This is a genomic window from Acinetobacter cumulans (assembly GCF_003024525.3).
Classification (GTDB): Bacteria; Pseudomonadota; Gammaproteobacteria; order Pseudomonadales; family Moraxellaceae; genus Acinetobacter; species Acinetobacter cumulans.
Genome location: NZ_CP035934.2, coordinates 158,022 through 181,640 on the forward strand (window position 1 = coordinate 158,022; position 23,619 = coordinate 181,640).

General features: G+C 39.9%; 24 protein-coding genes, 2 tRNA genes and 2 pseudogenes. 18 read left to right on the forward strand and 10 right to left on the reverse strand.

The annotated features are described in order from the left end of the window. Window positions 1–3: 3 nt before the first annotated feature. Complete coding sequence (locus C9E88_RS00650; protein ID WP_137287904.1) at window positions 4–588, forward strand: 2-hydroxychromene-2-carboxylate isomerase; 585 nt, start codon at window positions 4–6, stop codon at window positions 586–588. 82 nt (window positions 589–670) lie between these two features. Here C9E88_RS00650 and exaC read toward each other — a convergent pair whose 3' ends face one another. Continuing rightward, window positions 671–2,182, reverse strand: a complete 1,512-nt coding sequence (gene exaC, locus C9E88_RS00655) for an acetaldehyde dehydrogenase ExaC (protein ID WP_137287903.1) — start codon at window positions 2,180–2,182, stop codon at window positions 671–673. 210 nt (window positions 2,183–2,392) lie between these two features. Between exaC and C9E88_RS00660 the strand changes: the two genes are divergently transcribed. Then, complete coding sequence (locus tag C9E88_RS00660; RefSeq protein WP_106986754.1) at window positions 2,393–3,580, forward strand: sigma-54-dependent transcriptional regulator family protein; 1,188 nt, start codon at window positions 2,393–2,395, stop codon at window positions 3,578–3,580. Window positions 3,581–3,589: 9 nt separating this feature from the next. Here C9E88_RS00660 and C9E88_RS00665 read toward each other — a convergent pair. From C9E88_RS00665 to C9E88_RS00675, 3 genes and pseudogenes are all read right to left on the reverse strand, one after another. Further along, window positions 3,590–4,558: pseudogene (locus tag C9E88_RS00665) on the reverse strand (alpha/beta hydrolase). A 147-nt stretch (window positions 4,559–4,705) separates the two neighbouring features. Further along, entirely contained in the window at window positions 4,706–5,917 is a 1,212-nt protein-coding gene (gene mdh, locus C9E88_RS00670) for an iron-dependent methanol dehydrogenase (RefSeq protein ID WP_106986755.1), read from the reverse strand. 478 nt (window positions 5,918–6,395) lie between these two features. After that, window positions 6,396–7,328, reverse strand: coding sequence for an IS5 family transposase (locus C9E88_RS00675; protein WP_137287902.1), 933 nt, complete (start codon window positions 7,326–7,328; stop codon window positions 6,396–6,398). Window positions 7,329–7,511: 183 nt separating this feature from the next. On the opposite strand from C9E88_RS00675, the gene C9E88_RS17680 reads away from it, so the two are divergent. The 3 genes from C9E88_RS17680 (at window position 7,512) to C9E88_RS00690 (ending at window position 10,863) form a co-directional block, all read left to right on the forward strand. Next, entirely contained in the window at window positions 7,512–7,922 is a 411-nt protein-coding gene (locus C9E88_RS17680) for a hypothetical protein (RefSeq protein WP_178962386.1), read from the forward strand. 144 nt (window positions 7,923–8,066) lie between these two features. Next, entirely contained in the window at window positions 8,067–9,380 is a 1,314-nt protein-coding gene (locus C9E88_RS00685) for an ISNCY family transposase (RefSeq protein ID WP_171501778.1), read from the forward strand. A 166-nt stretch (window positions 9,381–9,546) separates the two neighbouring features. After that, a complete protein-coding gene (locus tag C9E88_RS00690) occupies window positions 9,547–10,863 on the forward strand; it encodes an ISNCY family transposase (RefSeq protein ID WP_137287899.1) in 1,317 nt (438 codons plus the stop codon). Window positions 10,864–10,943: 80 nt separating this feature from the next. Here the strand turns inward: C9E88_RS00690 and C9E88_RS00695 are convergent, their stop codons facing one another. Beyond that, on the reverse strand, window positions 10,944–11,249 hold the full coding sequence (locus C9E88_RS00695) for a hypothetical protein (RefSeq protein ID WP_106985265.1): 306 nt from the start codon (window positions 11,247–11,249) through the stop codon (window positions 10,944–10,946). 143 nt (window positions 11,250–11,392) lie between these two features. Between C9E88_RS00695 and C9E88_RS00700 the strand changes: the two genes are divergently transcribed. The 3 genes from C9E88_RS00700 to C9E88_RS00710 are packed head-to-tail and all read left to right on the forward strand — an operon-like array spanning window position 11,393 to window position 12,378. Further along, the gene (locus C9E88_RS00700) at window positions 11,393–11,716 is read left to right on the forward strand and encodes a transcriptional regulator (RefSeq protein ID WP_078390456.1); all 324 of its coding nucleotides are present in this window, start codon (window positions 11,393–11,395) and stop codon (window positions 11,714–11,716) included. Next, window positions 11,697–12,011 (forward strand): helix-turn-helix domain-containing protein, encoded by a 315-nt coding sequence (locus tag C9E88_RS00705; RefSeq protein WP_078390454.1) that lies wholly within the window; start codon window positions 11,697–11,699, stop codon window positions 12,009–12,011. The genes C9E88_RS00700 and C9E88_RS00705 overlap by 20 nt, the downstream gene beginning before the upstream one ends. Window positions 12,012–12,063: 52 nt before the next feature. Then, on the forward strand, window positions 12,064–12,378 hold the full coding sequence (locus tag C9E88_RS00710; protein WP_106985266.1) for a hypothetical protein: 315 nt from the start codon (window positions 12,064–12,066) through the stop codon (window positions 12,376–12,378). A 414-nt stretch (window positions 12,379–12,792) separates the two neighbouring features. On the opposite strand, the pseudogene C9E88_RS00715 reads toward C9E88_RS00710, so the two are convergent. After that, a pseudogene (locus C9E88_RS00715) lies at window positions 12,793–13,677 on the reverse strand (Arm DNA-binding domain-containing protein); the annotation flags it as partial. Window positions 13,678–13,696: 19 nt separating this feature from the next. Further along, a complete protein-coding gene (locus C9E88_RS00720; RefSeq protein WP_106985267.1) occupies window positions 13,697–13,906 on the reverse strand; it encodes a hypothetical protein in 210 nt (69 codons plus the stop codon). A gap of 111 nt (window positions 13,907–14,017) precedes the next feature. Here C9E88_RS00720 and C9E88_RS00725 point away from each other — a divergent pair, with 111 nt between their 5' ends. Further along, window positions 14,018–14,233 carry a helix-turn-helix domain-containing protein gene (locus C9E88_RS00725; RefSeq protein WP_106985268.1) on the forward strand — a complete coding sequence of 72 codons (216 nt, stop codon included), beginning with the start codon at window positions 14,018–14,020 and terminating at the stop codon, window positions 14,231–14,233. Window positions 14,234–14,729: 496 nt separating this feature from the next. Here the strand turns inward: C9E88_RS00725 and C9E88_RS00730 are convergent. Both C9E88_RS00730 and C9E88_RS00735 read right to left on the reverse strand, forming a co-directional pair. After that, window positions 14,730–14,805: transfer RNA gene (locus C9E88_RS00730), tRNA-Gly, on the reverse strand. 47 nt (window positions 14,806–14,852) lie between these two features. After that, window positions 14,853–14,925, reverse strand: a tRNA-Gly gene (locus C9E88_RS00735). 203 nt (window positions 14,926–15,128) lie between these two features. On the opposite strand from C9E88_RS00735, the gene C9E88_RS00740 reads away from it, so the two are divergent. The 5 genes from C9E88_RS00740 (at window position 15,129) to C9E88_RS00760 (ending at window position 18,100) form a co-directional block, all read left to right on the forward strand. Then, complete coding sequence (locus tag C9E88_RS00740; protein WP_106985333.1) at window positions 15,129–15,440, forward strand: BolA family protein; 312 nt, start codon at window positions 15,129–15,131, stop codon at window positions 15,438–15,440. A gap of 6 nt (window positions 15,441–15,446) precedes the next feature. Then, window positions 15,447–15,839 (forward strand): SirB2 family protein, encoded by a 393-nt coding sequence (locus C9E88_RS00745; protein WP_106985269.1) that lies wholly within the window; start codon window positions 15,447–15,449, stop codon window positions 15,837–15,839. An 89-nt stretch (window positions 15,840–15,928) separates the two neighbouring features. Continuing rightward, window positions 15,929–16,765 (forward strand): ParA family protein, encoded by an 837-nt coding sequence (locus tag C9E88_RS00750; RefSeq protein ID WP_106985270.1) that lies wholly within the window; start codon window positions 15,929–15,931, stop codon window positions 16,763–16,765. Window positions 16,766–16,777: 12 nt separating this feature from the next. Continuing rightward, the gene (locus tag C9E88_RS00755; protein WP_106985271.1) at window positions 16,778–17,173 is read left to right on the forward strand and encodes a hypothetical protein; all 396 of its coding nucleotides are present in this window, start codon (window positions 16,778–16,780) and stop codon (window positions 17,171–17,173) included. A 330-nt stretch (window positions 17,174–17,503) separates the two neighbouring features. Continuing rightward, entirely contained in the window at window positions 17,504–18,100 is a 597-nt protein-coding gene (locus tag C9E88_RS00760) for a LysE family translocator (RefSeq protein ID WP_106985334.1), read from the forward strand. Between the two features lie 11 nt (window positions 18,101–18,111). On the opposite strand, the gene C9E88_RS00765 is transcribed toward C9E88_RS00760, so the two are convergent. Beyond that, window positions 18,112–18,753: a DedA family protein gene (locus C9E88_RS00765; RefSeq protein WP_106985272.1), complete on the reverse strand. Its 642-nt coding sequence runs from the start codon at window positions 18,751–18,753 to the stop codon at window positions 18,112–18,114. A 193-nt stretch (window positions 18,754–18,946) separates the two neighbouring features. Between C9E88_RS00765 and C9E88_RS00770 the strand changes: the two genes are divergently transcribed. The 4 genes from C9E88_RS00770 (at window position 18,947) to C9E88_RS00785 (ending at window position 23,608) form a co-directional block, all read left to right on the forward strand. Beyond that, window positions 18,947–19,366 (forward strand): DoxX family protein, encoded by a 420-nt coding sequence (locus C9E88_RS00770; protein ID WP_106985273.1) that lies wholly within the window; start codon window positions 18,947–18,949, stop codon window positions 19,364–19,366. Between the two features lie 142 nt (window positions 19,367–19,508). Further along, window positions 19,509–19,874: a NirD/YgiW/YdeI family stress tolerance protein gene (locus tag C9E88_RS00775; RefSeq protein WP_106985274.1), complete on the forward strand. Its 366-nt coding sequence runs from the start codon at window positions 19,509–19,511 to the stop codon at window positions 19,872–19,874. Window positions 19,875–20,059: 185 nt separating this feature from the next. Then, complete coding sequence (guaA, locus tag C9E88_RS00780; RefSeq protein ID WP_106985275.1) at window positions 20,060–21,628, forward strand: glutamine-hydrolyzing GMP synthase; 1,569 nt, start codon at window positions 20,060–20,062, stop codon at window positions 21,626–21,628. A gap of 210 nt (window positions 21,629–21,838) precedes the next feature. Then, on the forward strand, window positions 21,839–23,608 hold the full coding sequence (locus C9E88_RS00785) for an McrB family protein (RefSeq protein ID WP_106985276.1): 1,770 nt from the start codon (window positions 21,839–21,841) through the stop codon (window positions 23,606–23,608). The last annotated feature ends 11 nt before the right edge of the window (window positions 23,609–23,619 follow it).

Consider the following 23,619-nt stretch of genomic DNA (forward strand, 5'->3'; position numbering starts at 1 on the left):
AAAATGAGCAAGATTGAATTTTATTTTGATTTAGGTAGCCCATATAGCTTTTTGGGGTTTCACCGTATACAGCAGATTGCTGAGCAACATCAGGCAGAAATGATATGGAAACCGATGTTATTAGGAGGGGTCTTTAAAGCGACTGGGAATAACAGTCCAATGGCTGTGCCAGCCAAAGCACGCTATTCGATGATTGATTTACAGCGCTGGGCCAAGCTATGGCATATTCCTGTACAGATGAATCCTTATTTTCCAATTAATACCTTAATGCTAATGCGTTTGCTTACTGCTGTGCAGTTATATCAGCCAGCGCATTTTCAACGGGTTTTGACTGCGCTATTTGATGCCATGTTTGCTCAGCCACGTAGTTTAAATGATGTGACAGAGCTGATGAATTTAGCGCAAGAATTAGGTTTTGAAGTCACTCAAGTACAGGCGTGGCTAGAAGATGAAAAGGTGAAATCTGAGCTGAAAGCGGTCACACAAGAAGCGATTGATCGTGGGGTATTTGGTGCACCAACGTGGTTTGTAGCAGATGAAATGTATTGGGGGGTTGATCATCTGCATTTTGTGGAAGCTGCGCTATAGAGAATTGAACAGCTCATAATCAGGTCAAATAAAAAAGCGAACCGAAGTTCGCTTTTTAGGGTTTAACTATAGACTAACTCAATTAGAAGAAGCCCATAGGTTTAGTAGAATAGCTCACCAACAGGTTTTTGGTTTGTTGATAGTGATCGAGCATCATTTTGTGGTTTTCACGGCCGATGCCTGATTTCTTGTAGCCACCGAAGGCCGCATGCGCAGGATAGATATGGTAGCAGTTGGTCCATACGCGACCGGCTTGAACCGCACGGCCTGCTCGGTATGAAGTATGTGCTGATCGTGACCATACGCCTGCGCCAAGGCCATAAATCGTGTCGTTGGCGATCTTGATGGCATCATCGAAATCTTTAAATGTGGTTACAGCAAGTACGGGCCCAAAAATTTCTTCTTGGAAAGTTTTCATGCTGTTGTTGCCTTTAAAGATGGTTGGTTCGATGTAGAAGCCTGTACCAACTTCTTGGCGTTCACCACCACCGGTCAGCACTTGCGCACCTTCTGCACGACCAGTTGCGATACAACCTAAGATTTTATCTTGTTGCTCTTGCGAAGCTTGAGCGCCAATCATGGTGTTAGTATCCAGTGGGTGGCCAGTCTTAATGCGCTTTACACGTTCAATGGCTTTTTCAAGGAATTTATCTGCAATGCTTTCATGGACTAAAGCACGTGAAGGACAGGTACAAATTTCACCTTGGTTGAGTGCAAACATGGCAAAGCCTTCCAGCGCTTTATCCAAAAAGTCATCGTCTTGATCCATCACATCTTCAAAGAAAATGTTTGGTGATTTTCCACCAAGTTCCAGTGTTACAGGAATAATATTTTCAGTGGCATACTGCATGATCATTTGGCCGACAGCCGTAGAACCCGTAAATGCAATTTTGGCAATACGTGGATTAGTTGCCAATGGACGGCCGACTTCTACGCCGTATCCGTTGACAATATTCAGTACGCCAGCAGGTAGGATGTCTTGGATTAATTCTGCCAAAACCAAAATGCTGGCTGGAGTTTGCTCAGCAGGTTTAAGCACAATGCAGTTACCCGCAGCCAAGGCAGGTGCAAGTTTCCAAGCCGCCATTAAGATAGGGAAGTTCCAAGGAATAATTTGCCCCACAACACCCAAAGGTTCATGGAAATGGTAAGCAATGGTGTCACCATCAATTTCCGAAATACCGCCTTCTTGTGCGCGGATGCAGCTAGCAAAGTAGCGGAAATGGTCAATGGTGAGTGGAATGTCTGCAGCCAGTGTTTCACGTACAGGTTTGCCGTTGTCCCATGTTTCTGCAACGGCCAATAATTCTAGATTTTCTTCTAAGCGATCTGCAATTTTCAGTAACAGATTAGAGCGAGTAGTCGGTGATGTATTGTTCCATTCGGCTTTGGCTGCGTGCGCAGCATCGAGCGCTAACTCAATATCTTCAGCCGATGAACGTGGAATTTTGGTAAATGCTTTGCCGTCAACTGGGGAGATGTTGTCAAAATATTCGCCTTTTACTGGTGCGACCCATTTGCCACCAATAAAGTTTTCATATTGTGATTTAAATTGAACTTTTGAGCCGTCTGTATTTGGATCTGCGTAACGCATACATATATTCCTTTGTTTATTATGATGTTTTCTGTCACCAAGCGTATACAGCTTTGGTATAAGGTACTTTTGCACATTATTTGATTAGCATACTTACTATAAGGTTGGAAAAAGGTTGGTTGTTGGTCTGTTTACAAGTGGCTGACAAAAAACGTTACAAGGCAAAGAGGATGGCATAACAATAATCAACCCGAGTTGAGAAACTCTAGGATGGCAGAGATGAAAAATTTAATTGAAAAACGTAAGCAAATAGAACAGTTTAGACAAAGTAATAGCCTCTCGCCACAGCATGCGGAACAGCTGGGACAGAGTATTCATAGTTCGTGGCGCAGATCACATTCTGCAGCTATTCCTAAAGACAGAATTGCAGCGCCACTGCAACAAGATAGGGAGCAAGTGCCCGATGCATTGCAACGCGCTCTAAATCGCTGCGCAGATGACTTGAAACATATTGCTGAGCAGTCATCAATGGTTGTGGCTGTGGGCGATGTGGGGAGCACCATTGTCTGGAGTGCATCCAGTCGGCAAATGCAAAGCGCTGCCGAAAGCGTGCACTTTATGCAGGGCGGACAGTGGAAAGAAGAATTGGTTGGAACCAATGCTTTGGCATTGTCGCTAAAGACGCAACAATCCAGCTGTGTGTTTTCCAATGAACACTATATGACTTCCATTCATGACTGGGTCTGCTATGCAGCACCAATTATTGATCCCTATTCAAAACAAGTGTTGGGCGTGATTGACTTATCGACCACATGGCAACATCACAACAGCTTAGGTTTGCTGGCTGCTGAACGCTGTGCGTCCATTGTGCAGGCGGCATTACTCGAACAACATCAACAGCAGTTATATATCCGTGCATTCGCAGCTTCACAGGTTTTGTTTAACGGCAAAATGCTGGTGATGACACCGCGCCAAATTGAAATTTTAACCATTCTTGCACTCTGTCCGCAGGGCATGACCTTAGATACTTTACATCAGGCTTTATATGGTGAGCGCAAAGTTAGTATAGGCACTTTAAAGGCCGAAATGTCACAGCTACGTGATGTGCTGGGAGGCATGCTGGGCTCACGGCCATATCGAATTTTAGCCAACGTGGAGGCAGATTTTTTACAGGCAGAACAAGCACTGGATGCAGGCTATACTGAGTCGGCTTTAAAGTTATGTTCGGGCGTATTTTTAGCAAAAACTGAAAGCCCGTTTTTATGTACATGGCGTGACTGCTTAGAGTCACGTTTGAGTGATGCAATTTTTAAGGCCGATGAAACCGATGTGTTGCTCAAGCACGTCGCGCGTTTTCCAGAAGCCGTTGATGCAGTAGAAAGATTGATTGAGTTGATGCCGAAGAATCATCCCGTGCATCAGCATCTACTTCGGAGCAAAGCATTCAACGGTAACTAAGTTGTAGTATTACAGCCCTTTGCTGTCCAGCCAGTTGAATAGTTGCTGATAGACATTGTGTCGTACGGATTTTTCGGACAGCACCAAATCATGCAAGCCATTTTTAATGCTTTGAATACTGACATCACCCTGAATTTTCTCAGCATATTTTTGAATGTCTTTGACGCCTAAAATCACATCGCTACTTTGCGCATCTTTGCCCCATTTACGTGGATTCTTGGTTTGATGTGAGTGCATCACCAATACTGGTACATCGATTTGCACACCTTGATGAATTTCTTTTTGCGCTTCATGTATAGCAGTCACAAAACTCAGACGAACCATTGGATATTTGCTTTTTTTCCAGTCAAGGCTAAAGCCCCATTCGCCCTTTAAATCCTTATGTAGGCTAGCGGTATACCATTTATGGAGTTCGCTGGGAAATTGTAAATCTGGAAATAATTTTCCAACACGGCTCAACTGTGGCACACCCAATTTGCGCTTAATTGGATTCATATTGAAATCATAAAAAGGACTGTTGACCCAGAGCGCTTTAATCAGCGGATGATTCGGATGATGTGATGCATATAAGGTCGTAGTTAAACCACCTGTAGAGTGCCCACAGAGCAAAACTTCATCATGGCCTTCGGTGCCAATAATCTCGAGCGCTTGATCAATTTCCGCCTCATATTCGCTAATGTCACGCACATTATAATATTTTTGATGTGGCAGAATTGAGCGCCCGTATTTACGTAAATCCAGTGCATAAAAATCGAAACCGTGCTGATTAAACTGCTCAGCCATTTCAGTCTGATAAAAATAATCAATAAAACCATGAATGTATAAAACGGCTTTTTTTGTAGCTGTGTCGGCTTTTTTTCAAACTAAAGTCGCTGTAACAGCACCTTCAAAATCGTCTGGAAAGTTTAAAGTGGTTTGCTCATAGCCTGTACCAAGGTGATCGGGCTGATAGGTTGGAGAGGTGTGGACTGCTGACATATTTTGCTCTGTTTTTATTGCCGCGGATGCCTCTCATCCTTGATGAACTATGGAATTTTGTCAACAGCAAAGCTAAAAAGCACTTTAAGCGCGCGATGAATGGATTAAGCGCTTAAAGTGCAGTTGGGGTGGGAGAGTACTTATTGCTTAGCCTGCTGCTTTAAAGCTCTGTACAGTTGCGCTTGGCTTTAATGCGGCTTTAAAGATATCGACCACTTGTGCATGTGTTGCTTTGCGTGGGTTGGTCAGCATGCAGGCATCTTTTTGCGCATTTTCAGACATAACGCTGAGATCTTGTTCTTTTACGCCAAGCTCTAACAAGCTAGAAGGAATACCAATAGATGCAGACAGTGCACGTATCGCATCAATGGCTGCAAAGGCTGCTTCATTGATAGTCAGTCCGTCTGTATTTACGCCCATCAACTGCGCAATACGGGCATAGCGGTCTGGACAAGCGATTAAATTAAACTCGCATACATGCGGTAGTAATACGGCATTGCAGACACCATGTGGTAGGTTGTAGAAACCGCCTAATTGATGCGCCATTGCATGTACATAACCTAATGATGCGTTGTTAAAAGCCATACCTGCAAGATATTGTGCATAGCTCATCGCATCACGTGCTTCTAGGTTTTCACCATTTGCCACAGCTGGGCTCAGCCATTCACTGATCATGCTGATGGCTTTTTCTGCGCAAGCGTCGGTAATTGGGTTGGCTGCTGTAGATACATAAGCTTCGACCGCATGTGTAAGGGCATCCATACCTGTTGCTGCTGTAAGCGCAGCAGGTTTTGCGATCATGAGTTTTGGATCATCAATTGCGATGAGTGGGGTACAGCGCCAGTCCACAATAGCCATTTTTACGTGCGTGTCTGTGTTGGTAATAATACAGAAACGTGTCATTTCTGAAGCCGTACCCGCAGTGGTATTAATCGCAATCAACGGTGTCATAGGCACGGTGCTTTTATCAATGCCTTCATAATCACGGATATGGCCACCACCTGCGGTTACCAAGCCAATGCCTTTGGCACAGTCATGTGAAGAACCACCACCCAGTGACACAATAAAATCACAGCCTTGGTCGTTATATTCTTTTACGCCATTATGCACGTTAATGTCGGTCGGATTAGGTTCTGCGCCAGGGAAAATATGGCTATCTACGCCAGCTTCTTTCAGATAGCCTGCGATGGTGTCCGCGACGCCAAATTTAAACAGGCCAGCATCGGTGACGATCAATGCTTTTTTGGCACCGAGATTTTGTGCTTTTGCACCAATTTCTTTGGCACAGCCTGGGCCGAAAAGTGAAACACAAGGGATGTAAAAACCGTTTGTTTGATCTGCAATATTTTTAAAAGCCATGGTGCGATTCCTTCTACCATTATTTATCATCATTGTTATGGGTGATGCTTACCCTAAAATGAGTATTCAATAGCACTTAAAAAAAATACACCTACCAAAGACCTACCATGTATAAGGTTTTATTCTTGGCAAAGAAAATTTATATCTAATGTTTTTTAAATATTTGACTTTAGAAGATTTATATTAAATTAAACAACAATTAAAATTTTTTAAAACATAGTGTTATGTCATGCTGCTAAGGCAAAGATGTTTGAAACACAAGCTTGATAAATCTTAATTTTTAATTGATAATAATTATCATTAATTTTGAAAAACATGATTCCTTCTTTCTAGCTTCAGAAGGCAGGGCAGATAGCACGTATTCATAATTGCCTTGTGTCTTCTGTAATTGCACCAGAATACTGCTTCCTCAAAACACTTTTGCACGGCTTTGTTGCACAAAGATTTGAAATGCAAAGCGCCCCTAATTGAGCTAAATTTAAGGCGTAACTTGGGTAAGTGGTCGACCTAATTCCGTAAATCTGTTAAGGACTGCTACACGTGCATGGATCTCATTCACTTGGCTATCAAAACTCCTTGCACTGAGTTTATCTCCTAATAATTTGATGCAATGCATCTTAGTTTCAACCAAACTTCGCCGATGATAGCCTGACCATTTTTTCCATAGTGTCCTGCCTAAACGTTTAATTGTTCGAAGTAATTCATTTCGCTCTAGGGAGCTACTCTTTGTATCTTTCCATGGTTTCGCATTTTTTCTAGGTGGAATCACCGCATGCCCTTGCCGATCTGCAATGACCTGACGGCATTGCTTGGTGTCATAAGCTCCATCGGTATAAACAGAGTCAATCTGCTCATCTTGTGGAATCTGATTAAGTAAATCACCAAGCACCTGTGAATCACTGACATTATTGGTTGTAAGCTGAACTGCTCGTATTTGTAGGGTTTTAGCATCTATACCAATATGAAGTTTACGCCCTTGGCGACGATATTCAGGTCCATGTTTCTTGCGCTTCCATTCGCTCTCACCTAGAAACTTCATGCCTGTAGAGTCCATGAGTAGATGCAGCCCATCGCTACTTTTTTGGTAGCTGATTGCAATATCAATATGCTTTTGTCTTCTACAAAGCGTACTGTAATCTGGTGCTGTCCAATTTAATCTGCAAAGTATAATCAGACTTTGCACAAAGCCAGTAACCATACGTAAAGACAGACGGAATAAGGATTTAATCATTAAGCAGCATTGGATGGCTGCGTCGGAGTAGGTTTGATTTCGCCCTTGTTTGCCTTTTGATGGCGCATACCATTGCGTAGCAGGATCAAACCAAATGGCAATATTTCCGCGACTCATGAGTGCTCGGTTATATGCGGGCCAATTGGTTGTGCGGTAGATGTTGTGTGTAGGCTTCTTCATTTGAAAATTATATCGCTGAAAAAGCCTTTACAGATAAGTTTGTGCAACAAAGCCCTTTCATGGTAGAAAATATCCATCTTATTTTCCTAATATTAGCAATATTTTTGGGCATTAAACTTGCTCAAAGATTAGATTCAAAATGAATGCATTTAAGATGTGTATACAATTAAAAATAGGAATTGTATGAGCAATCAGTTCAAGTGGATATTTTTGTATGGTGGATTAGGGTGGGGCATACCGTTTGCATGCATCATGTATGTTATTCGAGAAATTGAAGGTAAGTCGATGGCCTTTGGTTCACTTCCTGTGTTTCTTATCATCTGCATCCTTTCTGGAATGTTTTTTGGAGCTATAAATTTCAAATATCTATCAAAAAATAAATATGAAAAATTGAATCTGAAATTTGAAAAATTATCTCAAGTCTTATTAGCCTGGATAGTCATCTATAGTATATATGGTCTAATCATCAAGTTTTTACTAGTTCCTCTAAATTACAATGACACTATTGGTTCAAATATTTTTGGTTGGTTTTTTTGGGCTATTGCTTTCCATATATCTTTCAAAATTTTTGAAAAAAATAAAACACCTGATTAAATCCATTTAACATAATGGCTGTTATACGAATTTCCATTGTTAGAACCCATTTAAAGTGTCTATATTCTCACCAATAAAAATGTCCGCTTTTAGAATATGCACTTTTGCAATTTCCTTAGCGGACGGTTTGATATGTTGGTGTCTATGTCGGAGAAAGAACTTAAACGATTGTCGGTCTTGCAGGAAATCTGCGATCAACGCATAACTCAATCTCAGGCTGCTCAGCTACTTCATATTTCAGAACGTCAGATCAGACGCTTACTGCAGAAATACAAAGCCCAAGGTCCAGTTGCATTAGCCCATGCCGGTCGTGGCCAAATCAGCAATTCCAAACTTCCTGAAGAACTCAGACTCAAATGCCTCAATATTGTTTCTGACCAACTCCATGGTTTCGGACCCACTTTAGCGCATGAAAAGCTCACCACCGTACATGGATTCGATCTTTCAGTAGAAACCCTGCGTTCCTGGATGATTGCAGCTGACTTATGGATTCCTCGATCCAAGCGCCTGTATCAGCCTCGTTACAACCGGGATTGCTTTGGTGAACTGATCCAAATTGATGGCTCACACCATGACGGGTTTGAAGGACGCGCTACTAAATGCTGTCTACTGGTGTTCATTGATGATGCCACAGGCAAATTACAGCATTTACGCTTTTGTGAGTCAGAATCAACTTTTGACTATATGATTTCAACACGTTTATATATCGAACAGCATGGTAAGCCATTGGCATTTTACAGTGACAAACATTCAGTTTTTAGGGTGAATCAAAGTAGCAAGAAAGACACCAAGATTACCCAGTTCGGACGTGTTCTGAGCACTCTCAACATCGATATCATTTTCGCTAACTCCCCTCAAGCCAAAGGTCGTGTAGAACGAGCGAATAGAACACTTCAGGATCGTCTGATTAAGGAGATGCGTCTAGAAGGCATCAGTTCGATTGCAGAGGCCAATATATGGTTACCCTGCTTTATTGAGCAGTTCAATCAGAAGTTCGCCAAATGTGCGCGAAACTCAAAGAACCTGCATCGGCCATTAAGCGAATCTGATCTTGAACTGGATGATATTTTTACCTGGCAGGAACCGCGTAAGGTCACCAAGAATCTGACCCTGACCTATGACAAGTGTATTTATATGCTTGAACCGACAGAGCTGAATCATAAGCTTGTTGGGCTATACATTTCATTTCTGGAGTACCCGGATGGTACTGTGGCAATCATGCATGAAGGACGGAAGATCAACTATAGCGTCTTCAATAAACTGGCTGGACTGCAGCAAAATGCAGTGGTTGAGAATAAAAGATTAGGCTCGGTTCTGGCCCATATCCAGCAGCAACATGAGGAGTTGGAGAAACAGAATAAACGTTCCCGTCTCAAGAAAAGTATGCCGAGTCGTAAAGCTCAGAAAGCTGTTATTGAACAAAGATATTTAAATCCTGTTCTTGACTCTTGCAGTTAAAAACAGGACATTTTAAATGGTTTATCGCATAGACATTTTAATTGGTGAATAGCATCCATTGTAACTCCAAAATAGAAATGTCCGGTTTCTCCAAAGTAAAAATGTCCGCTTTTAGAATATGCACTTTTGCAATTTCCTTAGCGGACGGTTTGATATGTTGGTGTCTATGTCGGAGAAAGAACTTAAACGATTGTCGGTCTTGCAGGAAATCTGCGATCAACGCATAACTCAATCTCAGGCTGCTCAGCTACTTCATATTTCAGAACGTCAGATCAGACGCTTACTGCAGAAATACAAAGCCCAAGGTCCAGTTGCATTAGCCCATGCCGGTCGTGGCCAAATCAGCAATTCCAAACTTCCTGAAGAACTCAGACTCAAATGCCTCAATATTGTTTCTGACCAACTCCATGGTTTCGGACCCACTTTAGCGCATGAAAAGCTCACCACCGTACATGGATTCGATCTTTCAGTAGAAACCCTGCGTTCCTGGATGATTGCAGCTGACTTATGGATTCCTCGATCCAAGCGCCTGTATCAGCCTCGTTACAACCGGGATTGCTTTGGTGAACTGATCCAAATTGATGGCTCACACCATGACGGGTTTGAAGGACGCGCTACTAAATGCTGTCTACTGGTGTTCATTGATGATGCCACAGGCAAATTACAGCATTTACGCTTTTGTGAGTCAGAATCAACTTTTGACTATATGATTTCAACACGTTTATATATCGAACAGCATGGTAAGCCATTGGCATTTTACAGTGACAAACATTCAGTTTTTAGGGTGAATCAAAGTAGCAAGAAAGACACCAAGATTACCCAGTTCGGACGTGTTCTGAGCACTCTCAACATCGATATCATTTTCGCTAACTCCCCTCAAGCCAAAGGTCGTGTAGAACGAGCGAATAGAACACTTCAGGATCGTCTGATTAAGGAGATGCGTCTAGAAGGCATCAGTTCAATTGCAGATGCCAATAAGTGGCTGCCGTGCTTTATTGAGCAATTTAATCGTAAATTCGCCAAGATGGCTTTTAATCCCAAGGATCTACATCGACCTATCGCTGAAACAGCCGAAGAATTAGATGATGTTTTTACCTGGCGTGAACCCCGCAGAGTCACGAATAGCCTGACGATTACTTATGATAAATGCGTATATCTCTTGGAAAACACCGAAGAAAATCAGAGGTTGATCGGTAAGTATCTTGAGTTCCTGGAATACCCGGATGGTACTGTAGCCATCATGCATAATAGCCGAAAGATCAATTACAGCCTCTTCGATAAATTAAGTCAGCTGAATCAGCGAGAGATTGTTGAGAATAAACGGTTGAGTGCTGTTCTGAATCATGTCCAACAACAGCATGAAGAACTGGAACAGCAAAACAAACGTAATCGTTCTCAAAAGATGCCAAGCAGACGTGCACAGAAAACAGCAATCAAAGAACGAAATCTAAATCCTGTGCTTGACTTGGAAATGTCCATATAGGACATTTCTATTTGGTTAGTAGGTAGGACATTTCTACTTGGGAATAACATAAAAAAATGGGAGCTATCAGCTCCCATTTTTTATTTTTGCTCATGTTCTTTGTAGTACTGATGTGCTCTCTTAGAATTATGTTTCCAACTTTTAGCAACTTTATAAACGTAAGTCGGAAAATCATCCCAAACATGAGGTAAGCCTGTACCACGTGCTACACGAATTTTAAGCGAATAGCTTTTGTATTCAATACGATGTAAGAAATAAAAGCTACGTTCTTGCTGAGTACTGAATTTCTTAAATATAGAGCTTCTGACATTAGGGTAAATTTTCCAAAGATAATCATGTCGAGTACTTTGTATTGATTGCCTGTATTGATGTTTTAGTCTTTTCATTGTTCCTCCTAGGTAACATTACCTAGAAGGGATCCTCTGCAAAATAGTACATCGTCTTTAATCCTATGAATTAAAAATTAGTATTTAAAAATACCACAAAGTGGTATAAAATAAACTACTACAAGGTAGTATGAATGCAAGAAATGTATACAATATGTGAGACCCCATTATTTACTAAATACTGTCTTGTTTATTGGACTCAGGAAGAATATGAGGAATTCAAAACATTTTTAGCATTAAACCCTGAAGCAGGAGATGTTGAGCCTAATGCAGGCGGTATTCGTAAGATTAGATGGACTAGCGGTAGTAGAGGTAAAAGTGGTGGTGTCAGAGTCATCTACTTTAATCGTTTAGCAAATGGAGAGATTTGGTTATTAACCTTGTACAGTAAAAAGCAAACTGTACAGCTTAGTAAGAAGACTCTTCAAACATTGGTGGAGAAACTAAATGACTCGTTTAATGACTGAAAAAGAACTGCAATCTTTTGAAGAAACTAGGGATATTGAAGCTGAAATATTACAAGGCATCGACGATATGCTTGCTAATAATGCAGCGAAAAGAACAGTAATCACTGAGACAGATGTTGCGTTAGCTCGTAGAAAGGCTCAACTAACACAAGATCAGTTTGCTAAGATTCTTGGCGTATCAAGACGTACCCTTGAATCCTGGGAACAAGGTGCGAGAAGACCATCAGGAGCAGCAACATCGCTTATTCGATTATTTATTGTTGATCCAAAATTTGTAAAAGAGAGTCTGGCTTAATTTAAATGGCTCTCCTTTGAGAGCTATTTACTATATTCATTTAAGGTTTTTTATGAAGCACTTAGGATTTGTTGGAAAAAGTACTGAATATTTAGGGTATACCCATGTTGAAATTATCAATAGCTCATTACGCTTATCTTTCAATATTCCATCGAAAAATGATCTAAAAGAAACCTTTAAAAAGATGGTCGAAAATAACTATGATTTACTTATGGAAACATCAGCTGAAATAGAGTTCGATTTAGAAAGCGAAACTATAGCAAAGATAGAAACCATCATAAAAGAAAAAGAGATTGAACTTGATGAGTTTGTCCAAAATGCGCTGATTAAATTTATCAACCAAAATGAATCGACTAAGATTGATTAACCCTTAAATGTAGATAATAAAAAGCCCAACATCCTGTTGGGCTTTTTCGTATGGGTTCGCTCGGTATAACTCCTGTCGTACCTTACAGTCCTTGTGCGTATCTATGTTCTTATTATTGTGTGGAACTTCCTGTTCCTGATGAATCCATCATAGGAAATTGCAGCTAGATCGTATATAGGCAGCTTAGAAAAGCGGAATGCGATGACGGTGTGAGATCTCAATATTCACTGCCATATAGGCAGCTTAGAAAATAAAAAGCGTCAGACTAAAAACAGCACGGCGGTTCACTGCCATATAGGCAGCTTAGAAAAATATCGCTATTGTCGGTGGTGTGGCCTTGCTGTTCACTGCCATATAGGCAGCTTAGAAATTTAAGCTTATCAACCTTGATTTGCTGTCCAGGTTCACTGCCATACAGAAGACAAAACTGGATTTACCATTATTTAAGCTTTTCTGTTGCAGAAAGGCTTGGTACGCCCGGTCATTCATCTGGATCGTGCGGTCAGAACCATAAGTTTTGGTTCCACCAAGCACACCATTCACTAACGCTTCACGAATGTGGATTTCCCGACGTTGTAAGTCCACATTTTTCCATTGCAGACCATCGATTTCACTGGTACGCATACCCGTAAAAAAGCGAATGGTGTAATAGGGGCGGAAGTCTTCACGCACTGTGGTAAGAATTTTATGCACCTCTTCCAGAGAAAAAGGTGTGACTTCAATCTTGCTTTCCTTCAGATTGTTAATATTTTTATAAGGCGACTCAAACTCGTATCGTTCAGCCGCATCATTGAGTATCATACGTAAAGGCGTCATGATTTGATTGATCCTCGATGCTTTTAGACTTGTCTGATCTTTTCCGTGAGTCACTTTGGCGAGGGAAGCACGGAAGTTCAGCAAGTCTGACTTCTTGATTTTCGAGAGAACCTGATTACCAAAAGCAGGAATCAAATAATTTTTAATAATGATTGAAATCTTATGTTGATAAGATGTTCTCCACTCAATCTGTTTTTGTTTAAACCATAATTCAGTAAACTCTTTAAAAAGAGGAACTTTAGTTTGTACAGCGATTTGCTGACTTCTTTTTTCCTTAAACTGCTCGACACGTTTACTTTTGGGGAAGTACTTTTCATATTCGAAAGTTCCCAAAGTAATTTCAGCTTCAAGCTGCTCGAGACGTTTTTTCAAAATGCGACGATTATAGGCGTTGTCTTCAAGATTGGGTGTTTCTCTGCAACGAATGCCCATGTAGCGGAAATCGGCAATCAGTTTGCCGCTTCGTTCTCGGATGGTAGCCATCAGTTAGACCTCCTGAAACTTATTGCAAAGCATCCATGCTTAAACCAGTAAATTTAAGCATTTCAGTTTCAATGCGTTCCCAAACAAAAAGAATTTTACGACCACCGAAAGGACGGATGTAGTGCACACCTTCAATAAAGACACTATCCTTCAGTTGGTTGCGAATAGTAAAAGCGTCGTACTGAATTTTTTCAGCCAGTTGTTGGGCTGTAAGATAGGTATATGACATAATAAAGCCTCTGATTTTTACCAGGTAACTAGGAAAAATTATTCCTTAGGCGTAATTTATCATATTTTTATTACTTTACAAGTACTTTTTACCATTTAAGTAGGAGATTTTATGATTATTTCAAACTTGGCAGTTTTACTAGCTGAGCGAAAGTTAAAAGTAGCTGATTTAGTTAGAAGTACAGGAATAAATAAATCTACATTGCATAAGCTCTATAACGATGAATCAGTCAGAATTGATTTTGAGACAATTGATAAGATTTGTGTGGCTTTAAATGTAGAAGTTGGTGATTTATTAATTTTTAAACAAAATGAAAATAATCAATAATATATATTGTATTTTGGTCACAGATGGTCACATCAAAATGTCAGTTGGTCACAAATTCAGTCTATGATTAGGATGATCGTTAAAATTTTTTATTAAGGGGTCGATTATATTTTTGAATAATTACTTCGATGGTGAAAGAACTCACTTTTTTATTGTAATTTTTTGGTCACCGATGGTCACATGAAAAAATTGATTGGTCACAAATTTAAGAAAATTAGTTCAAACCTTGAACTAAAATTCTATTTTCTAGGTCCAGTTTTTGGTTTTGGATGAGTTATAAAGTACATATAATTTGGTGAAATTTGAGGTTATTTAAAGTTATTTAAAGTTATTTATAATGTGGTGGCACAAAATGGTCACATCTTGGTCACCGAAGATAGGGACGACTAATAAAACTTATAAGTAGGCTTTAGTAAATAATTCTAATTAGATTAAAAAACATTAATTAAATCAACAATAAAAAAGCCCCCATCTTTCGATGAGGGCTTTTTGAATTTGGAGCGGGAAAGGAGACTCGAACTCCCGACCCCAACCTTGGCAAGGTTATGCTCTACCAACTGAGCTATTCCCGCGGAGTCTATCCAATTTTTTAAATAAAAAACCGAATGAAAAAATTTTGAGCGGGAAAGGAGACTCGAACTCCCGACCCCAACCTTGGCAAGGTTATGCTCTACCAACTGAGCTATTCCCGCATGCCACGTATAATACAGTAAAGCCTTTTTCGGTCAATAGAATTATGCAAAAGCTTGTGTTGTTTGCATAAAATAAAATCAATTTTTGCAATTTTAAGCTGTTTTTTTCAGCGCAGACTGTTTTTTTCGTCTGTGCGCTGGCGCAATGCCACGAAAGAAGCATGTATACTCAAACGATAAATTTGGATTTTTGGAGTCAGGTCTTGAACTTGGAGCAACAATTGATTGAGCGTTTACAGCAATTAACGCCAAGTCATTTAGAGGTGGTGAACGAATCTGCTGGGCATGGTGGTTATTTCCCAGGTAAAGAGTCACACTTTAAAGCAATCATTGTGAGCGAAGCCTTTAGTGGTTTACGGTTAGTCCAGCGCCACCAAAAAGTATATAGCGCTGCAGGTGACTTATTAGGTGCAGGTAAAATCCATGCTTTGGCAATTCATGCTTTTTTGCCTGAAGAATGGGCAGGACAAGCTACACCGAGCCCAGAATGCGCTCATGCACCGAAAGCGGAATAAGTCACGATGGATACACATTTACTGATTAAGATTGTACACATGAGTGGCGCAACCTTGGCGTGCTTGGCTGTTTTAGTACGTGCATTTACACTATTCCAAGGGGTACAAGGCAATCAGCCAAACCCCGTAGCACGTAAATTATTTGTTGCGTTACAGCATGGTGCCATGACGCTCATTGCATTGACGGGCATTGTTTTATTGTGGATGAAAAACTTTGATGTACAGCCTTGGTTTTATGCCAAAGTGGTGTTGTTTTTAGTTTTGTTGTCTTCTTTGGGTAAAGCATACCGCAAGGGAGATGAGATCTTATTGGTACAACGCCGTGCAGGTCTATTTTTGGCGGTGCTATCTTTAGTTTCAATTATTGGTTTAGTGATTTTAAAGCCAAACTTTGGTTAATTGTCCGACATGATTGGGCAAGCCAAATTGGGTCTTGGTTAAACTAAGACCCATCGATGAATATCAATAATAAAATTTGAGGGGACAACATGCGGACGCGCGTGGTATTTAATCAAAAGGGTGGGGTCGGTAAATCCAGTATTACCGTCAATTTGGCAGCCATTAGTGCTCATCAAGGTCTAAAAACTTTGGTGATTGACTTAGACCCACAAGCCAACTCGAGTCAATATTTGTTAGGCGATGACGCAACTTATTCGGCAGACAAACCTGCACTTGAGCCAAATATTGAAAATTATTTTGAGGACGTTTTAGGCGCACCCCAAAGTAAAGGCCTATTAGGCAATGCCATTGGTTCATTGTTAAAAAATCGTTCCAAAGGTCTTGAAGGCTATGTGCATCAATCGCCATTTAAAAATTTAGACGTGATTCCTGCCAGCCCAAGTTTAGGTGCTTTGGCGCATGTATTAGAATCTAAGCATAAAATTTATAAGCTCCGCGATGCATTGCAACAGCTAAATGGGCAATATGATCGGATCTTTATTGATACGCCACCTGCATTTAACTTTTTTACTTTATCGGCTTTAATTGCAGCGGATCGTGTATTAATTCCTTTTGATTGCGATGTATTTTCTAAGCGTGCCTTACAAACCCTGATTGAAAACGTGATTGAAACTCAAGATGATCATAATGATCGCTTAGAAATTGAAGGCATTGTCGTCAATCAGTTTCAGGCACAGGCTAAATTACCGCGTGAGGTGGTACAGCAATTAAAGGATGAAGGTTTACCTGTTTTAGAGAGCATGTTGCCACCGTCTATTATTATGAAAGAATCGCATCATAAAAATCAGCCATTGATTCATTTGGCTGCAGAACATAAATTGACGCAAGCCTATCAATTATTGTTCAATGAAATTGAAAAGAAGTAGTTTGAGAACAGAATGAAAGCGATCTATGTCAGCCTTTTGGTTACAAGTACAATGCTCTTAGGTGCTTGTGCAACGACGGTAAAACCAACTTATGTCTCACCAACGCAGTATCAAGCACTGAGTTGCTACCAATTGCAAAGTGAGTACAACCGAATTCAGCAACATTTAAATGATGGTGTACAACCTGCAAAACGTACAGGTATGGGGATCGGGCTTGGTTTAGGCGGTGGTTGGGGAAGTCGCGGTGGCTGGGGTATTGGACCGAGTGTATCTGTGAATATGGGTCAATCATCTAATACCAAAAATACTGAAATTGCTCGTTTAAAAGGGGAGCAAGAAGCGGTATTACAAGCTGCGAATTTTAAAGGTTGTGCAATGGTTCCACGTACAGCAACACCTGCAAAATAATCATTCGATCTGATGCTTGGCCTGTCATGTGCCACAGGCTGAGCATGAGAAAAGTGTAATAAAATTTGTCTTTTTCTTTACATTCTCTTGGCCTCTTTATGGCCAGCTCAGTATTAAATAAAAGCCCCGCTTTAAATTTAAATTATTTCTATAAATCAATATCTTTTAATTATTCTGATATTTTCTTCACCTGCTTCATTTCAATTTTTGAATAGGGCATTGTCTCGCTTTGTGATGGCTTAAATACATTTTTTTGATCGGATGCGTACTTGTTTTTTGTCAATCTTGGCAGATAATGGCGATCGATTTTTGTTGAATTTCTTAGGTTTTATGATTGAGAGTTGGCTTTTTGTATTGGCTGTGATTGCCGTTCTGATGACACCAGGACCGACGAATGCCTTACTAGCAAGCTCAGCGCATCAGCAGGGTGTTGCGAAAACCAGCCTGTTTATTCCTGCACAGTTTTTTGGTTATTTTTATGCCATTAATTTGTGGGCCTTGTTTATTCATCTAAGTTCACCGACTTGGCCACATTTAATCTTAATTTTGCATCTTTTTAGCGTGGGCTATGTGTTTTGGCTGGCGTTTCATTTATGGACGGCCAAACATTTACAGCAACATAATGCGCGTTTTAATGGTATTCGACCGCATCAATTATTTTTTTCGACCTTAAAAAATCCAAAGGCTTTGCTTTTTGCTGCCGGGATTTTTCCACTCAATACATGGGACAATCCGACCAGTTTTATTTTGGTATTTGCGGTTTTTAGCTTAGTGCTTTGCCCAGTGGCGATGTTTTGGATGGCTTTTGGTCGTGCTATTTTGGCGGGAAATTTAAAGCAAATAAAAGCCGATCTTTTATATAAAGGATCGGCCATGTTATTGGTGTTATGTATGTGCCCAGTGATTATGCGATTTTTTTCGGCATAAAGGGCAAGCACTTATGCTGAAGGATTAGACTTTTTCAGCTTTTGGCGAATAAAACCAATGATGCCGGGTAAAACACTGATGATAATGATGCCGAAAATAAGATGAGTAAAATTGTCTTTTACAATCGGCATATTGCCAAATAAGTAACCCAATAAAATGAATGAACCTGTCCAGCAGAACGCACCAATGACGTTATAAGTCAGGAAGAATTTGTAATTCATACTGCCTGCACCAGCTACAAAAGGTGCAAAGGTACGCGCAAACGGAATGAAACGCGCAAAAATAATGGTTTTACCACCATGTTTTTCAAAGAATTTTTGTGTTGCAATCAAATGCTGTTTATTAATAAAACGCGATTCAATTTCAAACACACGTGGGCCAATATACTTACCAATATGATAGTTTAGCGTATCACCCAACACAGCCGCCATAAACAATAAGATAAACAATACCCAAGGATTCATTGCACCAGTAGATGCAGCCAATGCCCCTGCAGCAAATAATAGACTATCGCCAGGTAAAAACGGCATCACCACAAGGCCAGTTTCTACAAAAATAATCAGGAAAAGAATGGCATAAATCCATCCCCCATAATTACGAATGAATTCGAGTAAATGGGTATCGACATGCAATATAAAATCAATAAGTTCCATGAATATTCAACACGTAAAAATGTGGTTTGATGCTATCAGCACCCTTATAGAAAGTCAGTATTAATTACAGACTAATTTATCATTAATTCGTTCTATTTATAGGACGAAGGTTATTAAAAATCAGGTTTATTCCGAAAAGGCAACAAAATAACATAGCCACATCAAATGAATAGATTTTAATCAGGTGAATAAGATGTTAAATCCAAATACTGTGCTGAAACAGGCTAGTGAAAATCCTGTCGTGAGTGCATTGAGTTCTGTAATAGGGCGCGCACTATTGGCTTTTATTTTTATTATTGCGGGCTGGGGTAAGCTAACGGCTTATCAAGCAACACAAGGTTATATGGAAGCAATGGGTGTTCCTGGTGGCTTATTACCTTTGACTATTTTAATGGAATTGGGTGGAGGCATAGCCATTTTACTGGGCTTACAAACACGTCTTGTTGCATTGGGTTTAGCCGGTTTTAGCATAGTAAAGGCGCTTATTTTCCATTCAGGTGCAGAAGACAGCATTAACTTGATGAAAAACTTGGCGATGGCAGGTGGTTTTATCTTCTTGGCACTGCATGGTGCAGGCAAAATTAGTCTAGATGCTTTATTTGAAAAATCATAATAGCATCAGTATCTTATTGCTATATAAGGCGGTCATAAGACCGCTTTAATTTTGCGTATAACATTTACAAAAAGGCACATCTAAGCGGGCAGAATTTTGTTTAGATAGAATTTCAAATAAATACAAATATAGAGACAAAATAATGAATAAATATCGAATAGCGTGGGTGCTTGTTGGTTCATTGGCTCTATCTGCACATGCCTTGGCACAACAAGATGTGATACAGACCACTCAGCAAGCAGAGCAACATGCGGTACACGTTGCTGACATTAAACATTTGGCCAATGCAGATGTCGTCCAGCTGACGGGGACGTTGGTTAAACATTTGAATTTAGATAATTATGAATTTAACGATGGGACAGGGTTAATTTTATTAGAAATGAATGAAAAAACTTGGAAAGCAGCAGGTATACATGCTGGAGATCAAGTGCATATTGATGCTGAAGTTGCTAAGCATAGCTATAAGCCTACAGGTTTGCATGTCCTAAAAATTGAAAAAGCGACCTGAAGATAATTTTACTTTGCTGAGCATACCTTTTTGCAAATCATGACTGTCGGTATGTCTCAGCATAAAAGCAGTGTGATGCAAGGAGATTGTTTGTTTTTAGAGCTTGTCCGAATAATGTGCGTTAGCCTGAGAAAAATGATAGAATGGCGCGCTAATCCTTCGTTAGCCTTTCATAGTTGTTTGTCATGACTACCAATACTCAAATTACCGAAGATCGTATCCTCATTTTGGATTTCGGCTCTCAATATAGTCAGTTAATTGCACGTCGCGTACGTGAAGCTGGCGTATATTCTGAAATGTATGCTTTTGATATGTCTGAAGAAGACATTCGCGCATTTAATCCAAACGGTATCATCTTATCAGGTGGCCCAGAAAGCGTTTATGTTGATGGTAGCCCTCGCGCACCTCAAGTTGTGTTTGAGCTTGGTGTTCCTGTTCTAGGGATTTGCTATGGCCTTCAAACCATGTCACAACAACTTGGCGGTAAAGTAGAGCCAGGTGATGTGCATGAATTTGGTTATGCAGAAGTAGATATTCAAGTTCGTGACAAATTGATTGGTGATCTTGAAGATTCTGCAGACAAGCTTAAGGTTTGGATGAGTCATGGCGATAAAGTGACTGCCATTCCAGAAGGCTTCCAAGTCACTGCAAGCACACCAAGTTGCCCATTTGCCATGGTGTCTGACGAAGCGCGTCGTTTCTACGGTATTCAATTCCACCCAGAAGTAACACACACTGCAAAAGGTGCTGAATTACTGTCGAACTTCGTTCACGGTATTTGTGGTTGCCGTAGCTTGTGGAATTCTGAAAACATCATCGATTTACGTGTAGAACAACTTCGCGCGCAAATTGGCGATCAAAAAGTTCTTTTAGGTCTTTCAGGTGGTGTTGACTCATCTGTTGTGGCTGCACTTTTACACCGTGCGATTGGCGATCAATTGACATGTGTATTTGTAGATAACGGTTTACTTCGTTTGAACGAAGGCGAACAAGTGATGGACATGTTTGCGAAAAACATGGGTATCCATGTGATTCGTGCCGATGCTGAAAATCGCTTCTTAACTGCGCTTGCAGGCGAAGTTGATCCTGAGAAAAAACGTAAAATTATTGGTCGTGAGTTCATTGAAGTATTTGCTGAAGAAGCACGTAAGCTTGACGGCGTAAACTTCCTTGCTCAAGGTACAATTTACCCTGACGTGATTGAATCTGCTGCCACTAAAAATGGTAAAGCGCACGTGATTAAATCACACCATAACGTGGGTGGTTTACCAGAAGATTTAGCGTTTGAATTGGTTGAACCAATCCGTGATTTGTTCAAAGACGAAGTACGCCGTTTAGGTACAACTTTAGGTCTTCCGTTTGAGATGCTTTATCGTCACCCATTCCCGGGTCCGGGTCTAGGTGTTCGTATTCTTGGTGAAGTGAAAAAAGAATATGCTGACATTCTTCGTTTAGCAGATGACATCTTCATGCAAGAGCTTCGTGCAAGCGGTTGGTATGACAAAACTGCGCAAGCATTCGCTGTATTCCAACCTGTTAAATCTGTTGGTGTAGTAGGTGATGGTCGCCGTTACGCATGGGTAATCGCACTTCGTGCAGTTGAAACTGTTGACTTTATGACAGCGCGTTTCGCTCACCTTCCATACGACTTAGTAGACAAGATTTCTACACGTATCATGAATGAAATTGCTGAAGTTTCTCGTGTTGTTTATGACGTTTCGTCTAAACCGCCTGCAACGATTGAATGGGAGTAATTTAGGGGTTTCAAGAAACAACGTTTCTTGCCTAAATTAGGCCGAAAGCTATGCTTGAGGCATGCTGGGCTTTCACGAAGCACTTATTCGTGCCATTTTTACGCCAAGGGCTGTGCCCGCAGGAGCTAGGGATTTATAAATTTAGTCTCTAACTTTCAATAAAAAAGGACGCTTAGGCGTCCTTTTTTATGTCTATAATATTGATAGAACATGAATAATTTTTACAGGGTGCTTATGTCTTTTTTTTCAATACGTACAAATGATCAGGATTCAATAAGAAAAATTTTAGATGGTGAAGAACAGGTCATTATTCCCGGTATTACATGGCTCTTTGATAAGGTTGAAAATGATAATTTAGTTTTTATCGTTTTGAGTGGGGATGAAAGTAAAAAAGAATTTTCTTATTCAAATGGTTTGAAAGCAATTGCAAAAGTAGAAGGTAAAACGATTGATGAATACAAAGATAAAGAGGGGGCAAAAATAAAGTCTTATTCTGTTCACTTAAAAATTATCAGTTTTTTGCCAAAAGTTATTACGAAAAAAGATTTTTACTTATATCCTGACTTATTGGATTGTCCGAGTATTGGGCCTGAAACAAAAAGCTCACCAAACCAAGCATTAGGACAAATTGAGTCAGGTATCAGTGTTCTACAAGCAGTGAATGATCTATATCCAAGTGAATTGCCACAAGAATTATTGGATTTAATTCCATGTGATTTAGCCTTAAATAAGGCTATGTTAAAAGATACTAAAAATGATTTAGAAAAATTGCCTCAAATTTTAGATCGAGAAGTATTGGTTGGTGAGTTTGTAAAATGGTTTAATAAACCAGAGAACTTTAAAACATCATATGATGGAGTAATTCAGGAAAAAGTCATTTTAAGTTGGGACGAGATTTTTTTTGATAGCAAATTGTTTAATATTGATGTTAATGATCTTAAGCAATCAATTCAGACAGTTAAAGTCTTGAAGAAAGAAGGTGATGAACAGAATGAGAGCTGGAATTCATTTAGTGAATATGTCAGTAAAGGAGTTCCTAAAGCTGTATTAGGGGATAATAATTATTTAAAATTTTTAGATGAGTTTGATTTCGGCCAATTCATACAAGATGAAAAATATGAGTTAAAGCATGTAATCGAAAAAGGATGTTTCATAGACGAAAATGTTTTATCTAACTATCTTCTACAGTTAAAGCAGAAGAAAAATATTATTTTACAAGGTCCACCTGGAACAGGAAAAACATGGTTAGCACAGCAACTAGCTAAAGTTATAGTTCAGTATCCTAATCAGCAAAATATTCAAAATGTTCAGTTCCACCCTAATTATTCTTATGAAGACCTAATTCGTGGTTGGCGTCCACGTTCAGATGGTAAGCTGGAATTGGTTGATGGACCTTTTTTAGCAATGATTGATTTAGCAAAACAATACCCAGCTCAAAGCTTTGTGTTCATTTTTGATGAAATTAATCGTGGCGACCCATCGGTAATTTTTGGTGAGATGCTGACTTTACTGGAAAATAGTAAGCGAAGCGAACAATATGCACTTAGTTTGACATATAGGAAGCATGAACTGGAAAAGGTTTATATTCCAGATAATCTTTATATCATCGGTACGATGAATACAGCAGATAAGTCGCTTAATCATATGGATTTTGCATTTAGACGTCGTTTTAGCTTCTTTACTTTACAGCCATTGTTAAATGATGCTTGGGCAAGTTGGCTAGAAAAACAGTGTGGTATTAAAAAAGATTTCTCAGATCAAATACGTGATTTTGTGATGGAAGTTAATGCAAACATTGAAAAGAATAATGGCGTCGCTTATATGTTAGGCCACAGCTTTTTTGTCCCTGTTGACAAAGTTGGAGATACAGCAGAACAACTTCTGTGGATGCAGAATGTGGTGGAAAATGAGATTAAACCTTTATTGGCAGAATATTGGTATGACGATATAGAAAAAGTACAAAGTATAAGTTTTGAATAATTAGGGGAGTT

What these genes read in the sequence shown, in the direction of transcription:
- C9E88_RS00650 (WP_137287904.1), top strand. Translation starts at nt 4, where the DNA reads ATGAGCAAGATTGAATTTTATTTTGATTTAGGTAGCCCATATAGCTTT.
- exaC (WP_137287903.1), bottom strand. Translation starts at nt 2,182, where the DNA reads ATGCGTTACGCAGATCCAAATACAGACGGCTCAAAAGTTCAATTTAAA.
- C9E88_RS00660 (WP_106986754.1), top strand. Translation starts at nt 2,393, where the DNA reads ATGGCAGAGATGAAAAATTTAATTGAAAAACGTAAGCAAATAGAACAG.
- mdh (WP_106986755.1), bottom strand. Translation starts at nt 5,917, where the DNA reads ATGGCTTTTAAAAATATTGCAGATCAAACAAACGGTTTTTACATCCCT.
- C9E88_RS00675 (WP_137287902.1), bottom strand. Translation starts at nt 7,328, where the DNA reads ATGAAGAAGCCTACACACAACATCTACCGCACAACCAATTGGCCCGCA.
- C9E88_RS17680 (WP_178962386.1), top strand. Translation starts at nt 7,512, where the DNA reads ATGAGCAATCAGTTCAAGTGGATATTTTTGTATGGTGGATTAGGGTGG.
- C9E88_RS00685 (WP_171501778.1), top strand. Translation starts at nt 8,067, where the DNA reads ATGTCGGAGAAAGAACTTAAACGATTGTCGGTCTTGCAGGAAATCTGC.
- C9E88_RS00690 (WP_137287899.1), top strand. Translation starts at nt 9,547, where the DNA reads ATGTCGGAGAAAGAACTTAAACGATTGTCGGTCTTGCAGGAAATCTGC.
- C9E88_RS00695 (WP_106985265.1), bottom strand. Translation starts at nt 11,249, where the DNA reads ATGAAAAGACTAAAACATCAATACAGGCAATCAATACAAAGTACTCGA.
- C9E88_RS00700 (WP_078390456.1), top strand. Translation starts at nt 11,393, where the DNA reads ATGTATACAATATGTGAGACCCCATTATTTACTAAATACTGTCTTGTT.
- C9E88_RS00705 (WP_078390454.1), top strand. Translation starts at nt 11,697, where the DNA reads ATGACTCGTTTAATGACTGAAAAAGAACTGCAATCTTTTGAAGAAACT.
- C9E88_RS00710 (WP_106985266.1), top strand. Translation starts at nt 12,064, where the DNA reads ATGAAGCACTTAGGATTTGTTGGAAAAAGTACTGAATATTTAGGGTAT.
- C9E88_RS00720 (WP_106985267.1), bottom strand. Translation starts at nt 13,906, where the DNA reads ATGTCATATACCTATCTTACAGCCCAACAACTGGCTGAAAAAATTCAG.
- C9E88_RS00725 (WP_106985268.1), top strand. Translation starts at nt 14,018, where the DNA reads ATGATTATTTCAAACTTGGCAGTTTTACTAGCTGAGCGAAAGTTAAAA.
- C9E88_RS00745 (WP_106985269.1), top strand. Translation starts at nt 15,447, where the DNA reads ATGGATACACATTTACTGATTAAGATTGTACACATGAGTGGCGCAACC.
- C9E88_RS00750 (WP_106985270.1), top strand. Translation starts at nt 15,929, where the DNA reads ATGCGGACGCGCGTGGTATTTAATCAAAAGGGTGGGGTCGGTAAATCC.
- C9E88_RS00755 (WP_106985271.1), top strand. Translation starts at nt 16,778, where the DNA reads ATGAAAGCGATCTATGTCAGCCTTTTGGTTACAAGTACAATGCTCTTA.
- C9E88_RS00760 (WP_106985334.1), top strand. Translation starts at nt 17,504, where the DNA reads ATGATTGAGAGTTGGCTTTTTGTATTGGCTGTGATTGCCGTTCTGATG.
- C9E88_RS00765 (WP_106985272.1), bottom strand. Translation starts at nt 18,753, where the DNA reads ATGGAACTTATTGATTTTATATTGCATGTCGATACCCATTTACTCGAA.
- C9E88_RS00770 (WP_106985273.1), top strand. Translation starts at nt 18,947, where the DNA reads ATGTTAAATCCAAATACTGTGCTGAAACAGGCTAGTGAAAATCCTGTC.
- C9E88_RS00775 (WP_106985274.1), top strand. Translation starts at nt 19,509, where the DNA reads ATGAATAAATATCGAATAGCGTGGGTGCTTGTTGGTTCATTGGCTCTA.
- guaA (WP_106985275.1), top strand. Translation starts at nt 20,060, where the DNA reads ATGACTACCAATACTCAAATTACCGAAGATCGTATCCTCATTTTGGAT.
- C9E88_RS00785 (WP_106985276.1), top strand. Translation starts at nt 21,839, where the DNA reads ATGAATAATTTTTACAGGGTGCTTATGTCTTTTTTTTCAATACGTACA.